Annotated in this window: 15 protein-coding genes and 1 pseudogene; all 16 read right to left on the bottom strand. The window is 65.8% G+C overall.

Annotation, left to right across the window (positions count from 1 at the left end):
- Positions 1 to 82: 82 nt before the first annotated feature.
- Positions 83 to 238 (bottom strand): annotated as a pseudogene (locus CKO43_RS25775) (heavy metal-binding domain-containing protein); the annotation flags it as partial.
- A gap of 17 nt (positions 239 to 255) precedes the next feature.
- Positions 256 to 1,455: a M48 family metalloprotease gene (locus tag CKO43_RS10820; protein ID WP_200228220.1), complete on the bottom strand. Its 1,200-nt coding sequence runs from the start codon at positions 1,453 to 1,455 to the stop codon at positions 256 to 258.
- Positions 1,456 to 1,851: 396 nt separating this feature from the next.
- Positions 1,852 to 2,292, bottom strand: a complete 441-nt coding sequence (locus tag CKO43_RS10815; protein WP_200378638.1) for a hypothetical protein — start codon at positions 2,290 to 2,292, stop codon at positions 1,852 to 1,854.
- 168 nt (positions 2,293 to 2,460) lie between these two features.
- The gene (locus tag CKO43_RS10810; protein ID WP_200378637.1) at positions 2,461 to 2,967 is read right to left on the bottom strand and encodes a hypothetical protein; all 507 of its coding nucleotides are present in this window, start codon (positions 2,965 to 2,967) and stop codon (positions 2,461 to 2,463) included.
- Positions 2,968 to 2,970: 3 nt separating this feature from the next.
- Positions 2,971 to 3,576 carry a hypothetical protein gene (locus CKO43_RS10805; protein ID WP_200378636.1) on the bottom strand — a complete coding sequence of 202 codons (606 nt, stop codon included), beginning with the start codon at positions 3,574 to 3,576 and terminating at the stop codon, positions 2,971 to 2,973.
- A gap of 172 nt (positions 3,577 to 3,748) precedes the next feature.
- Positions 3,749 to 4,393 carry a CPBP family intramembrane glutamic endopeptidase gene (locus CKO43_RS10800; protein WP_200378635.1) on the bottom strand — a complete coding sequence of 215 codons (645 nt, stop codon included), beginning with the start codon at positions 4,391 to 4,393 and terminating at the stop codon, positions 3,749 to 3,751.
- Positions 4,394 to 4,433: 40 nt separating this feature from the next.
- Positions 4,434 to 4,976, bottom strand: a complete 543-nt coding sequence (locus CKO43_RS10795; protein ID WP_200378634.1) for a flavin reductase family protein — start codon at positions 4,974 to 4,976, stop codon at positions 4,434 to 4,436.
- Between the two features lie 99 nt (positions 4,977 to 5,075).
- Positions 5,076 to 5,825: an SAM-dependent methyltransferase gene (locus CKO43_RS10790; protein ID WP_200378633.1), complete on the bottom strand. Its 750-nt coding sequence runs from the start codon at positions 5,823 to 5,825 to the stop codon at positions 5,076 to 5,078.
- Between the two features lie 895 nt (positions 5,826 to 6,720).
- Positions 6,721 to 7,209: a GNAT family N-acetyltransferase gene (locus CKO43_RS10785; protein WP_200378632.1), complete on the bottom strand. Its 489-nt coding sequence runs from the start codon at positions 7,207 to 7,209 to the stop codon at positions 6,721 to 6,723.
- Positions 7,210 to 8,441: 1,232 nt separating this feature from the next.
- A complete protein-coding gene (locus CKO43_RS10780) occupies positions 8,442 to 8,708 on the bottom strand; it encodes a hypothetical protein (protein WP_200378631.1) in 267 nt (88 codons plus the stop codon).
- Positions 8,709 to 8,838: 130 nt separating this feature from the next.
- On the bottom strand, positions 8,839 to 9,933 hold the full coding sequence (locus tag CKO43_RS10775; RefSeq protein WP_200378630.1) for an IS5 family transposase: 1,095 nt from the start codon (positions 9,931 to 9,933) through the stop codon (positions 8,839 to 8,841).
- Between the two features lie 283 nt (positions 9,934 to 10,216).
- On the bottom strand, positions 10,217 to 10,588 hold the full coding sequence (locus tag CKO43_RS10770; protein WP_200378629.1) for a hypothetical protein: 372 nt from the start codon (positions 10,586 to 10,588) through the stop codon (positions 10,217 to 10,219).
- A gap of 90 nt (positions 10,589 to 10,678) precedes the next feature.
- Complete coding sequence (locus CKO43_RS10765) at positions 10,679 to 11,146, bottom strand: type II toxin-antitoxin system VapC family toxin (protein ID WP_200378628.1); 468 nt, start codon at positions 11,144 to 11,146, stop codon at positions 10,679 to 10,681.
- A 95-nt stretch (positions 11,147 to 11,241) separates the two neighbouring features.
- On the bottom strand, positions 11,242 to 11,622 hold the full coding sequence (locus CKO43_RS10760) for a BrnT family toxin (RefSeq protein WP_200378627.1): 381 nt from the start codon (positions 11,620 to 11,622) through the stop codon (positions 11,242 to 11,244).
- A gap of 490 nt (positions 11,623 to 12,112) precedes the next feature.
- Positions 12,113 to 13,207: a 4-hydroxyphenylpyruvate dioxygenase gene (hppD, locus tag CKO43_RS10755; protein ID WP_200378626.1), complete on the bottom strand. Its 1,095-nt coding sequence runs from the start codon at positions 13,205 to 13,207 to the stop codon at positions 12,113 to 12,115.
- The coding region (locus CKO43_RS25655) for a hypothetical protein (protein WP_207184978.1) at positions 13,200 to 13,381 on the bottom strand (182 nt) is incomplete at its 5' end. The genes CKO43_RS25655 and hppD, both read right to left, overlap by 8 nt.

Here is a 13,381-nt window from a genome sequence, read left to right as displayed (position 1 = left end):
GGCCGGCTCGGCGCCCGTGACCGGCTGAGGCGCCCGGCCTGAAGCGGCGCCGGGCAAAGGGCAGCCTGCGCCTGAGGCGCTGCCGGCCCAGCACCTCGTAGTCGAGGTCCACGCCGATGACGGCGTTGGCGCCGGCGGCACGCGCGCTTTCATCCAGCTCGGCCAGCGCGATGTCGCGGGCGCGCTGCCGTTCGCGTTCGTAGCGGGCCGAGCGCCCGCCGACAATGCTTCGTCTGCCGTCGACAGCCTCTGGCTTCAAGTGGCCGGCGAGGCGCGGCAACTGGCCGGCAGCAGCGCCGGTTTGAGCCGGGCGCCGTTGGTGCAAGACCAGGTGACACGCCGGTCTTCGCTGGCGGTCGGCACCAGCACCAGCTCGCCTTGCGGCAGGGTCACCGTGACGACCATGTTCTCCGCATTGAGGGACAGCGCGCTGCTGTCGCGCAACTGCTGGGGCACGCCAAGCGCGGCAAGGGACTCCGGGACGTCCCCGGTGCGCTCGTAGTGCTCGCCCAGCGCCGTCTCGATGGGCTGCAGCTCGATCAGCGCGGCGGCAACGCTCGCCTTGCCTTTGTAGTCCTGGTACGCCGGGAAGGCGATGGCGGCGAGAACGCCGACGATGTAGACCATGATCAGCGCGCCGAACAAGCCGCCCTGCGGCCCCGCGTAAGGCACGAAGGCGGCCAGCAGGTAGGCCAGCGGCTTGCGCCGCGGCATCGCGGCGTCGTTCTTCATCACGCGAGCCACCCGCTTGGTCAGCCAGGGATAGGCCGCGGTCAGCTCGTGGAACGACGCCCAGAAGCCGCCGGCATCTGGCAGCTGGTTGCGCTGGTAGGCCGCGACGTCGACGGTCTTCCAGCGGGCCGGGCCCGCGGCCAGGGCCACCAACGATTGCGCCGCCGCCAGACGCGAACTGCTGCAGGCCAGGCCGTGCCGGTCGCAGGTGCTCTCGCGGCTGCGCGAGTACGCCGCGCCGAGCAAGGGCAGCCAGAGCACCGGCCAGCGCAGCAGGTGCCCTTGCAGGTGCTTCATGCGGAGGTGGCCGAGTTCGTGCCCGATGTAGAACTTGACGCCGTCCGGATGCTCAGCCATCGCGTCGACGGTGTCCGTGTAGAGCACCACGAACTCGTGGCCGAGGAAGCGGGTGGCAAAAGCGTTGATGCTGCCGCTGCCGTTCAGCACGTAGACCTTTGGCGGCTTGGCAATGCGCAGCCGGGTGCAGCATTCGACGTACTGGGCGTACAGATCAGGGAACTGGTCCTCGGACAGTTCCACGCCATTGCCGCGGATGTAGGCGATGAGCGCCGAGTGGGCGACGACGTAGAAGACGAAAGCCACGAGCAGCGCGATCAGCAGCCCGCCGACGGTGCCAACCAGCAGCACCAGCCAGGCGATCACGCCCAGGATCAGCGTGATGCGCCCGAGGCGCTTCTCGCTGTAGTGCACAAGATCGTTCACTCATTCCTCCCTGTTCATTGTTCGAGCGACGAATGGCCGCCGGGTACGGCCGCGGAGGCTATCCGCGACGGGAAGCGATCGGCCTCGGGACGCGCGGCCGCAGAGCCGCCGCGTCCCCTGCCCAGCCGACGGCGCGGGCGTCGTGCACAACGGGGAGGTCAGCGCTGGCTCGTGAACCGGGGTTCGCCAGGCGTCAGCCCACCGGTCATGCGTCCGCCCGGACCGCTGCGCCACGTAGGTCTCCCAGGCCGCGGCAGGCCCAGGGTTGGGCGGTGAACAGCGTGCCGTCCAGGGCCAGGCCCGCGCACACGAATGGGATGCCGGCCCGGAAGTGGCGTGTCCCGGCGCCGCTCTCGGCGGGCGCGTGTTCGGCGGTGTCGTCGTGCGTGCCCCGGCTCAGAGCGCGCCAGCCCCAGGCGTCGTCTGCAGGTATCCGGGGGGAACCGGGACGGGACAGACACCTGAGACCGCCAAGCGCCCCGCCGGCCCGTAGTACTCCCGCACGCCCGCATAGCCGCCGGTCCGGATGATCCAGACCTCGCCTGTGCGGCGGTCCGCCGCGAGGTGGTAGGTGAAGCCATCGTGGACCAGCGGGTCGGGCTCGGATGACTGGACGATGAGGTTCTGGCCCGGCGGCTGTTCGGCCCGGGGCCAGGGCAGCTCGTCGCCGACTCGAACGGCGCGCAGGAACCCGGCCGCGCTGGCGGCCAGCCGCTGCGCGAGCTCGGGTTGTTCGCAGGTCGGTTGCGCCGACGGCGACGGCGGCACCTGGGCGCCCGCGTGTGCAGCGGTCAGTGCGATGAGGCCGGACAAGAGACACCGGTTCAAGTACGCCATGTCACGCGCTTTCAAGGGGCGACCGGGGCAGGAGTCGGGACAGGAGCGCGTCGCGGTGGGCCTGGCAAGAACAGAGTTCGGCGTGCCCGTCGGCGGCGCGGGTGATCCGAAGAAGAGGCCGCTGGTGGAGCAGGACGACGACGTGCAGGTCGAGTGGCGTGCCCGCGGTCACAGCGCACCGGCCTCGGGCATCACCAGCCGGCCGATCGACATCAGGCCCTGGGCGTCGAGTTCGGTGACCTCCGTCCAGCGCCGGCTGCCCGGCGCCGTTTCCAGTTCCGGCAGCGGCAAGCCATACACGAAGCGGGTCGCCACGCCCGACAAGGCGAAGAACCGGCGCGAGCCTGGCGCCAGCTCGACGGCCAGCGGCGGGGCCATCTCCCCGAACACGGGCAGGCCGGCGACGGTGCGCAACAGGTGGCGCCCGGGCGGCAGGCTGATCACGGTGTAGGTGCCCGAATCCAGGTCCGCCAGATGGCGATCGGCCTCGACCACCCGGACGAGCTTCGAGTCGTGCGGCGCGCGCAGCAGGTAGACGAGGGCCTGCCCCGGCGGAGCGTCCTGCAGAGGCAGGTCGACCGGAGGCATGTAGGGCTTGAACTCGGTGGCGCAGGAAGCGAGCGCGGCGGAGAAGACCAGCAGCAGATGGCGGCGCGAGAGCGGGCGGCGCGGCATGGCTCAAAGCCCCCCGGCTTCACGCGACAGGTCGTCGAGGGCCTCGAAGAGGACCTGGTGGATGTCGTCGCCCGCGATGTGGCCGACGAGGCTCTGACGGGACAGACCGACGACCGGCACGCCGTCGACCGTCGCTTCGATCCTGGCCGAGACCAGCGACGACCGCGAGCGCCGCGCGATGTAGTCGATGACGACCGGCGCCAGCAGGCTGCCGACGACGGCCGACCTGCCGGAGCCGCCCGCGTCAACCGGCATCGACAACGGCGCCGGGCCCGAGGCGAGACTGCTGTTGCCCGCCGCCGGCTGGAACACCTGGACCTTGAGATCCTTCAGTTCGACGCTCTTGCCGGCCAGCGCGGTGCCGGCACGGCCCTGCAGCCAACTGCCGACCAGCACCGACGGCGGCCGCGTGAAGGCGTCGTCGCCGAAGTAGACCGTGGTGCCGAGCGAGTCCTGCTCCTGAGTCGTGACCAGCCGCAGCTGGCTACGCGCATCGATGAAGGCGAACGACAGGGCCGTCGCCTCCGGTGGTGCGACAAGGCGGGGACTGGGAGGCGCGCTCTGGCAGCCGGCTACGAGAACGACGAGCGCGAGGAGCAAGCGGTTCATGACTGAAGCCTAGGTTGGATGTCGAGCAACTGGAACCGGGTAGTCGTTGAGCTTGCTCATGTTCGGGCCGCGTCGACGGGTTCGATCGACTTGCGGCTGTCGCTCCGCTCCGCCACGGCTCGATGCGCTTGCTGCAGCAGCAAGGCCTGTGGCCGACCCAGGCGGCAGCGCCTCACGGCTGGCGCCGTTCCCGCCAGACGCCCAGCCGGTCGGCGATGGCGGCCAGGATCAGCCCCGGCTCTATCAGCGCGGTGATCAGGACGTGCGCCGCGACGCAGGGGGCCAGGCTCCGGTCTGCCGCCAGATAGACGATGGCGAGCGCGGCCCCGAGCAAGGTCGTCGACAGCACGGCGTTGAGCCCGGCAGCGAGACTCCTGAGCCCCCATACGGCGTGTGCGAGGCCGAAGGCCAGCGCCGACGCGAGGACCTGGACGACAGGGCCGAAACCTCGGTCCATCAACGCATCCATCACCAGCTTGCGGAAGACCACCTCCTCGACGACGCCCGCCAGCACCGCCGCGACGAGCGCCAGGCACTTCAGCATGTCGATGCGCGACAGATACAGGCGAACGTAGGAGATAGCCGCCGCGCTGCGCACATAGACGGCCGTGAACAGCGCGGCCAGCACCCAGGCCCCGGGTGTTCCGGCCCGGCCCGGGGCGAACCCGAGATAGGCCGGCACCTTGGACGGGGCGCTGGAAAACAGCAGGAGCAACAGCGCCAGCTGAATCGCGACCAGGATGGCCATGAGCACGGCCGCCTGCTTCAGCTCGGCCGCGGGGATTTCGAGTTCTGACGCCTGGCCGCTTGACTTCAAAACAGACTCCTCGGGCCCCCGATGCACATCGACCGATGTATCAGACCCCAGGCGGCAGCCTGTTGCCCATCAGCTCCCGCTTGTTGACGGTTCTGCCATCGACGATGAACCGGCCATCGCCCACGGCGTGAAGGGTCCGCTTTTCCTTGCGCGCGTCGTCGACATATGCGGCGAGGCCGTCCAGCACGACGATGTTGTGCTGCTGCACGATATCGACCACCTTGCATTCGATGTTCGCCAGGCACTCCTGGATGAGCGGGGCCCGCACGTGTCTGGCGGCGACGGCGGTCAGGGCGAACTTCTCGAACTTGTCCACGTCCGCGCCGGAACAGGTTCCGACGGCCAGGACCGTGTCGATCAGGTCGACCGTGGGAACCGCGATGACACATTCCCCCGACTTCTCGAGCGCGGCATACGAGTGGTTCCAGGGGCCCGTGGTGATGGCGAATCGGGGCGTGAAGTCCATCACCATCGTCCAGGTGATGGTCATGACGTTGTGCCGATGGCCGTCGCTGGTGGTGACCAGAACGACAGGCCCCGGCTCCAGCAGCGTGAAGGCCTTGGCGAGCGGGAAGTCATTCATGCATCGGTTCCCTGCAGACGAACGCCCGGACCGCGTGGCCCGCGGCCCGACCGGAGCCGAACGCGCCGAGCCACCGCGCGCCTTCGGCCCCAGCCAAGCCTAGAGACGCCGCATCAGCGCGAAGACGCCCCAGCCCATGTACTCGCGCGTATAGGTCACGTGACGTTCCGGCTCGGTGTCCAGCAAGGCCCGGACCTCATGCGCGAACTCGTCGCCCGGATGGGCTTCGAGCCAGCGGCGCATCGTCAGCCATTTGGCCGCTTCGTAGCGGTCCCAGCCGTCCTGGTTGGCCAGCACCATTTCGACGAGGTCGTAGCCCAGGCCGCCGAAAGACGCGACGAGCTGAGGCAGCAGCAGAAAGTCGGAGATGGCGTTGGCCAGACAGCCCTTGGCAACATCCTCCGTCGGCGGCAGCTGCCGCCAGTAGGGCTCGCCGACGAGGATGATTCCACCCGGGCGCAGGCTCCTGGCCAGCAGATCGATGGTGCCGGCGACGCCGCCACCGATCCAGGTGGCACCGACGCAGGCCGCGACGTCGACCTTCTCGTCCGACACATAACCTGCCGCATCGTCGTGGATGAACCGGACCTGATGGGCCACGCCGAGTTCCTCGGCACGGTGCCGGGCCTGCTCGCTGAACAGCCGGCTCATGTCGACGCCGGTGCCGACGATGCCGTGGTCCCGCGCCCAGGTGCAGAGCATCTCGCCGGAGCCGCAGCCCAGGTCCAGCACCCGCGCTCCCGCTTGCAGCCGCAGCGCCGCACCCAGCGTGGCGAACTTGTCGGCCGTGAACGGGTTGTGGATGCGGTGTGCGCTCTCGGCGATGTTGAAGATTTGGGGAATGTCCATTACGAGACGTCGTGGTTCAGCTGGGCAAATGCCTGCGGGGATTCTGGGTCTGTGAAACGAGGGCGCCAGGCCCCCGCCTGCCTTCGAAAGGAGGCAGGCCCCAGAGAAATAGAACCCGCCTGCCCTACCACGGGAGCCGGCGTTCCGCCCCCACCAGACGCACCAAGGAAAAGGAGTACAGGGCTACAAACTCAACGTTCAAGCCAACCGGACCGTTGCGGCGAGCGACAAAAGCCAAGAATGGACCTGCGGTTTTTGGCCGCACGCCGGTGGGAAGCCCCTGCAGAGGGTTAGGCCGCACGTTCCGGCAAGACGAGCTTTGAGTTTGAAAGTAGACCCTGCGCATCCAGTTCACTGCATTCTGTCCAGTGCCGCGCGCCCACAACTCTGGTAGTCGGCGTGAAAATTGGGACAATGGCTCCGGCAATGGGCACAATGCCGATATCGACAGAGGATTGGGTTGGAACTGACGTGCAGAAGAAGCGACGCTCCTGTGACTTGACCGTTATAGTTTGCTCGCTTGCCTCTTGATTGACCTCGCGAGGCCTCGTAGCAAATACATACTGCCCTGGATCGAGGACCAACGCCGTATAGCTGGCCGGCGGCATGACAGCCGCCAGTCGAGAATCCACGAAGACTTCGATAGTCAGCGAGTCACGGGGAATTCGAAGCAGGTACACAAGTGCCTTGCCAGGTAGCGGATCCTGCAACGGTGTGTCTGGCGGGAATTCCAGAGGGTGGTTATCTCTCGAGGCGCACCCCACTCCTGTGAGCGTGAGAGCGACTAGTGCGAGGCGACGATGCATCTTGTGCGGCCCAAAATTTGAATCAGAGGGAGCGGAGCCAGCTGGCCGCGCGCAGCGACGATGACCTGCTGCAGGTCCACTCGAGCGGGTTAGGCCACGCTGCGAACAAAGCGTTGCTCCAAGACGGTCTTGCCCCACCTGGCGCCTGGGCGCTCCTCGGCCAACTGGAACCCGTGTGCTTCATACAGGTGACGTGCCGCAGGCAGACCATCGAACGTCCACAAATGTACGTGCTTGTACTTGGCGTCATCGGCGAAGGCAATCGCGCGGGACAGTAGGAGCTTTCCGATTCCTTGGCCGCGTAGCACATCTGAGGTGATGAACCATCGCAGGTGCGCTCCTTGTTCGGTTCCTCTTGATCCGTCAATGGCGACCGAGCCCTCAACTGACGAACCTATTGCAAGCCACAGTCCATCCCTGCCTCTCTTGTATGCGAGGCAGAAAGCACCGAGCTCTTGCGCGACCTTTGCTTCAAACTCTGCACCGAAGCCATTGCTGCGGTTGTAGTACTCGGCGTGAAGCTGCGCGATGCGGCCGATGCAGCCGGGTGAGTAGCCTTCTTGGATGGTGACAGACATGACTGGCGGTTTGCGTGGCCTAACGAGGTTGTAGAAAAAGTCCGATCACTTCAAAGCAAGACGGAATCGGGGATCCTCCGACCCTTGTCGGGCCATCGATCGGCGCTCCTGGAGTGATCTGAGGGGTCGATATCTCGACTCAAGCATGCGATCCGAGCTTCAGAGGGTTTTGCTACAGCCTCAACGTTGAAAATCACCGGACGCAGGCAAGGGCAGCTTGCCGGAGGTCCGGTGGATTAGAATGTTGGGCGTCACGGTTTTATTACCCAATTGGCCTGCAATACCCTTCATGCCTATAGCCAACGATGACGCCTTCCTTGTTCACGAGCCACCAGTGAACGCACGAGGGGTCAAGTTTCTTTAGATTGAACCTGTACTCGGCGTCTCCGTCACCGACAAGGGCGACTGACGTCGGTTCGCCATTCAACTTGATGAACTTCGATATAGGTTGCCCCAACCACGATTTGCTCACGTCATTCCAAGAGACGAAGTAAGCACAGCCACTGCAGATGCATACGACCACCGCGCACACAGCAATAAGTTTAGTAAGCGGAGATATCGCGGAACTCATGATTCCCAACGAATAGCGTTTATCTGCCGCCGAGCAAACCCGCCCGGCGCGCGCCGGCGTGGCGCGGCAGATAAACTGTGTTGGACTAAACCTGCCGCGCTGCAGGCGTGATAGGGCAATGTAAGGCGGCGCCCCTGCTGCGACAACCGCTGCGCTGTGGATGGCGCCGGGCCGCGGAGGCCGTGTTGCCGCAAATCGATGCGTCACATCCACGCCGGGCGCCCGTTCCTGCGTCGTGCAATCGACAGCGAGGCTCGCGTGCAGGCCCGGCGCCGCGATGACGACAAGGCCGTACCGGCGGCCTGCCGCAACGGCGGCCGCAGGCGCCTGGGGCGATGGGCCTACTCAGCCCGGCGTCCGAGCCGGGGGCCCGCGGCAGGCGCGACTGCATGATTCGTCCGTCGCGCGCCCATGGGCAGCACACTGCTGCGGCCCTCAATGCTCCAGCGCCACCCATCGCCCGCCGCGGCAGTGCGGGCAGGTGGCGATGTCGAGGCCGGCCACGCGGCGCATGAACTCGGCCACGTCTTGGCCAGCAGCGCGCGGGCGTAGGCCAGGCGCTGCGCCTTGGCCACCGGCGCCAGCAGCCCGTAGTGGCGGATGCGCTTGAACTCGCTGGGCAGCACAAATCAGACACCGACTTCTGCCCGCCGGCTGAGGGTCACCAGATCGTCCACGGACCCGAATAGTCGCGCAGGTCGGCGTCCCCGTTATGAGCAAAGAAGGATGCGGCGTCAGTATCGTTCAGAAGGATCTGTCCAGCCGAGAGGTGGATCAGTACATCATTGGTATCGAACAGCCGCCAGCCGGCCTTGGGCGTCAGCGATGCTCTATTGCTATAGATGCCTGAGGGATCGCCTTGCTGCAAAATCGGGTAAATCGCGGCGATCTTCTCATAGCAGGCCGTTGAAAAACCGATCGCCGGCACGTCAGCACGCCTCAAGATGAACTACCCCGAGGTCATCCAGTACGTCGCGGCGGCGAAATCGGCTTCCAGAAGACGTTTGAGACGCCATTCCTGGCCCCGAAGTCGGCAATTCGGCGGTTCTGGGCCCTCATTACGCCCCCTGCGGACGCACTACGGCCAAGCTGCGCAGCCGCGTGAGGTTGTAGGCGGCCATCGTCAGCGTGAAGAGCTGGTCGACCTTATCCAGTCCGCGCAGCATCACCTGCCGCATCGTGCCGACGACCTTGCCCCAGCCGAAGCACTGCTCGATGCACTTGCGCCGCCGCTGGCTGACGGCGTAGCCGCCGTGCCGCGTGGTGCGCCCGTCGATGGCGCTGCCGCCTCGGCGGCCCAGGTTCTGCGCGACGTGCGGCGTGACCTCGTTCTCCCGGCACGCCTTCACGAAGCCGCGGGTGTCGTAGGCCTTGTCGGCGCCCACGGTGATTCGCCGGCCTGCGGCCCTGGCCGCGTCGCCGACCATCTGTGCGGCCACCTCGCGTTCGGCTCGGCCGTCGCTCTGGCTGGCCTGCACGTCCACGACCAGGCCGTGGCGGTTGTCCGTCATCACGTGTCCCAGGTAGCTCGGCAGCGCCGGCGCCGCATCGCTCTTGCGGTACAGCCTGGCCTCGGGGTCGCTCTTGGACTCGTGCGTGTCGTTGCTGCGCGGCTCGCCGCGCCAGTCCTCGGGCGGCCGGTCGTCGTCGCTGCCGTCCTTGCGCCGCACGCTCTTGTGGCTGGCCCAGGCCTGGATCAGCGTGCCGTCCACGCTGAAGTGCTCGCCCGACAGCAGCCCGCGCGAGCGCGCCGTCTCCACCGTCGCGTTGAACAGGTCCGTCACCACGTCGTGCTCGATGAGTCGGTCGCGGTTCTTGCTGAACACCGAGTGGTTCCACACCGCGTCCTCGATGGCCAGGCCGACGAACCAGCGAAACAGCAGGTTGTAGGAGATCTGCTCGACCAGTTGCCGCTCGCTGCGCACGCTGTAGAGCACCTGCAGCAGCATCGCGCGCATCAGCTTCTCCGGCGCGATGCTCGGGCGACCGCCCTTGACGTCGGCCTCGTACATCGCGGAAAACTTGCCGTCGAGCTGCGACAGGGCTTCGTTCATCCACTGACGAATCGGTCGCAGCGGGTGGTTGGCCGGGACGAACTCCTCCAGCCGCACCGTGCTGAACAGCGATTCGTTGTAACCGTCGGCGCCTCGCATCGGCCTCGTCCTCCGTCCTCGATGGCTGGATGCTCTACGCCGCGGGGCGGGGCGTCCAGAGGTTCTTCAACAGCCTGTTAGGTCGACTCCGGCGCGGTGCCGCTGCACGCGTTCCACGCCTTCTATCGCAACGACGAGACCGGAGCGCCTGCGGTCTCGCCGGCCGTGCTGCTCAAGTTCGTGTTGCTGGGTCATGCGCGCGGCCCCTGCATCAATCACTTGGGAGGAGCTTCTTGAGAGGTCTCAGTCGCGGCACGGTGTGCAGGCTCTGAGTCTTTTCTTGTCAGGGCTTTCGAAGTGCTCGTATAGCCAAATAGAGTACCAAGGCTCCTGCGACAAACGCCGACGATATTACGATTTTGTTACCAGAATACGGATCAAATGAGGTCTCGTTAAGTAGGCCCGCACAGGCCAGCAGCACGCAGGCAATGAATGGACCGATCAAGAGCGCGTGCAATGCCATACGCGCCTTGCCACTCGCAACTCCAGCCCCTAATGATGACGCCGCGGCGCCCGCGATGAGTAGTGCGATGGGGCGCTCAGTGGCGACGGAAGTTGCCAAGGCCTCGGTCGTTGCGAGAGACGAAAACAAGCCGCAGATAGCCGCCAGTATTTCGAAGCCTTGCGCGGCGTGTCGGCGATTGAAGAATGACATGGGAAGCGGGGCGGTATTCTGAGGCCTAATGTAGAAGTAGGCGGACTGCGCGGTTTCTCGCGCAGGTCCGCTCGACTGCCGGGTTGGGCGTCACTTCCGGGTCTCCAGAAGAGCTTCCGCCGGCGTAAAAACGGATACTCCCGCGGCTTTAGCGATCTTGATCATATTTCCGTCGCTGGTGATGAGCGATACGTTGTTCACCTTTGCTACCGCGAGAAAGATGTGATCGCCGGCCTTGATGTACGGAATATCCGCCATTGCGTACTTTGCGATGAACTTCTCATCGATGTGAATTAGCTTCAGCGGGCACTGCTGTTTTTCATCGATTTTCGGGCCGACGAATTTCCCTTCATTCCGAAGACGCTGGAGCGTGCATTGAACCTCGAACCATCCGTGAGCAGGCATAGTCACTAACACACCACGGGTGGCCAACGTTTCGAGCAACGCCAGCGAGTCGCTATGGTTTGGGGAGCAAGGGTCAAATGCGTCTATGAAGACACACGAGTCCACTAAGACGCTACTCCTGCGCTCCAACGGTTGATGATCCGCGACGGTCATGGTGACGCCCAACGTTTGACGTGAGGGGCCGCCGCAGCGGCGAAGCCGCGGAGGGAACCTGCCGGCGTAGCTGACTGGCCCTCTCGACGGAATTGTTAGCGCGGCGGCTGCACATAACCGGTAAGCTGCTGGAATTCTTCTCGCTCATCGTGGTGTGCCTTCCGAAGCGAAATGACCCGAACAGTTTCGTCGAGGCGCATGGTTGTGACCATGAGCACAACATTCCCGCTGTCGTCGACGCACATGTGCATATGTCGCGCTTCGCCGTTCTCCAAGAATGCTTCGCTGACGGCGTGCGGCCGGGGCGAAGAAGTCGGCAGAAGCAGCCTTTCAAGAAAATAGACTGCGCTTTCGAGCGAGTAGCCGTGTCTTGCGCGGTTAGCTTCTTCTTTGTTCGGGTCGTAGTCAATTTTTGATCGCCCCAATATCACTCGGAATTCGTGTTCCGGAATGCCCAGCTTTGAGGGAATCTCCATAGCGCTAATGTTTTATGAAAGGCACCAAGACGCCGTTTATCACATCCGACGCCCGCATAACAGGCGCCCTCGAAGACGAGTCAAGTCCCTGTCCCACCTGAAGTTTCTCCCGCCTGTTCCACCGCGCCACCCAGCATAAAGATGACGCCGAAAGCGGAGTCGGTTATAGATCATTCTGAGCCCGCGCATCGACGCCGCCAACCCCACCGCCCGCTTCTGAGGGGACGCCGTCCGCCCGGCGAGAACAACACCTGCCTGCCCTGCCGCGGACGCCGGGTGGCCGGTGGAGTGAAGTATTAGGAGGAGGCCCGGCGCAGCCGGGCCGGGGGACATGAACGGAACCGGCCACCCGGTGGCCGCGGCACGCCACAGTCGCTCGCGGACGAGACGCCAGGAAACCTGCGACTCACGCGAAGAACGGGACGGCAAACAGGCAGCGCCAGAACAGCGCCGCCCTCAAGCACCAAAGAACTAAAGACGCGAGGCGCGCCTACGCCCCCACCTTCAACGCCCCCCGCCGAATCTGGTCCCGCTCCAGGCTCTCGAACAACGCCCTGAAGTTGCCCTCCCCAAACCCTTCCTCGCGCCGCCGCTCGATGAACTCGAAGAACACCGGCCCGAGCAGCGTCTCGGAAAAGATCTGCAGCAGCAGCCGCTTGTCGCCGTCCTTCGTCGTGCCGTCGGCCAGGATGCCGCGCGCCTGCAGTTGCGGCACCGGCAGGCCGTGGCCGGGCAGGCGCTCGTCGAGCATCTGGTAGTAGATGTCGTTGGGCGCCGTCATCAGCGGCACGCCGGCCATCTGCAGCGCGTCGACGGTGGCGACCAGGTCATCGGTCAGCAGCGCGATGTGCTGGATGCCCTCGCCGCTGAACTTCATCAAAAACTCCTCGATCTGGCCGCTGCCGCCCTTGCCCGACTCCTCGTTCAGCGGGATGCGGATCAGCCCGTCGGGCGCCGTCATCGCACGGCTCGTGAGGCCGGTGTATTCCCCCTGGATGTCGAAGTAGCGGATCTCGCGGAAGTTGAACAGCCGCTCGTAGAAGCCGCCCCAGAACGCCATGCGCCCGCGGTAGACGTTGTGCGTCAGGTGGTCGATGACGCTCAGGCCGTGGCCACGCGGGTGGCGCGAGGCGGGGTCCTCGAAGCCGGGCAGGAACTCGAAGTCGATGTCGTAGATGCTCTTGCCGTCCTCGAAACGGTCGATCAGGTACAGCGCCGCGCCGCCGATGCCGCGGATGGCCGGCAGACGCAGCTCCATCGGCCCGGTGGGCACCTCGACCGGCTGCGCGCCCAGCTCCAGCGCGCGCGCATAGGCGTGGTGCGAGTCGCGCACGCGGAAGGCCAGGGCGCAGGCGCAGGGCCCGTGTTCGGCGGCGAAGTAGCCGGCCAGGCTCCTGGGCTCGCGGTTGACGATGAAGTTGATGTCGCCCTGGCGGTACAGCACGACGTCCTTGCTGCGGTGGCGGGCGACGAGCGCGAAGCCCATCTTCTCGAACAGCGGCTCGAGCAGGCCCGGGCTCGGCGAGGCGAACTCGACGAACTCGAAGCCCATCAGGCCCATCGGGTTGGGGAACAGGTCAGGCATGGGTGTCTCCGTTGGAATCGTGAACGTGCGGTCGGCGGGCGCTTGAGCCCGGCGGCGCGCACGCGATTCCGCGCACGGAGACGGCGAGGTGGTCGCCGAAGGTCATCGCCAGCGCCGCGCCACGCGCCCGCACAGTGCTGCGGGCGGCGGGCACGCGGCGGCGGGGCTTGGCGG

The sequence above is a fragment of the Rubrivivax gelatinosus genome, from assembly GCF_016583785.1.
Taxonomy (GTDB): domain Bacteria; phylum Pseudomonadota; class Gammaproteobacteria; order Burkholderiales; family Burkholderiaceae_C; genus Rubrivivax; species Rubrivivax gelatinosus_B.
The sequence above is the reverse complement of the archived record's forward strand: the minus strand, read 5'-3'. Positions and strand labels throughout refer to the sequence as shown.

Bases quoted from the DNA above. Each gene is read 5' to 3' on its own strand.
- CKO43_RS10815 (WP_200378638.1), bottom strand. From the start codon at position 2,292: ATGGCGTACTTGAACCGGTGTCTCTTGTCCGGCCTCATCGCACTGACC.
- CKO43_RS10810 (WP_200378637.1), bottom strand. From the start codon at position 2,967: ATGCCGCGCCGCCCGCTCTCGCGCCGCCATCTGCTGCTGGTCTTCTCC.
- CKO43_RS10805 (WP_200378636.1), bottom strand. From the start codon at position 3,576: ATGAACCGCTTGCTCCTCGCGCTCGTCGTTCTCGTAGCCGGCTGCCAG.
- CKO43_RS10795 (WP_200378634.1), bottom strand. From the start codon at position 4,976: ATGAATGACTTCCCGCTCGCCAAGGCCTTCACGCTGCTGGAGCCGGGG.
- CKO43_RS10790 (WP_200378633.1), bottom strand. From the start codon at position 5,825: ATGGACATTCCCCAAATCTTCAACATCGCCGAGAGCGCACACCGCATC.
- CKO43_RS10785 (WP_200378632.1), bottom strand. From the start codon at position 7,209: ATGTCTGTCACCATCCAAGAAGGCTACTCACCCGGCTGCATCGGCCGC.
- CKO43_RS10775 (WP_200378630.1), bottom strand. From the start codon at position 9,933: ATGCGAGGCGCCGACGGTTACAACGAATCGCTGTTCAGCACGGTGCGG.
- CKO43_RS10770 (WP_200378629.1), bottom strand. From the start codon at position 10,588: ATGTCATTCTTCAATCGCCGACACGCCGCGCAAGGCTTCGAAATACTG.
- CKO43_RS10765 (WP_200378628.1), bottom strand. From the start codon at position 11,146: ATGACCGTCGCGGATCATCAACCGTTGGAGCGCAGGAGTAGCGTCTTA.
- CKO43_RS10760 (WP_200378627.1), bottom strand. From the start codon at position 11,622: ATGGAGATTCCCTCAAAGCTGGGCATTCCGGAACACGAATTCCGAGTG.
- hppD (WP_200378626.1), bottom strand. From the start codon at position 13,207: ATGCCTGACCTGTTCCCCAACCCGATGGGCCTGATGGGCTTCGAGTTC.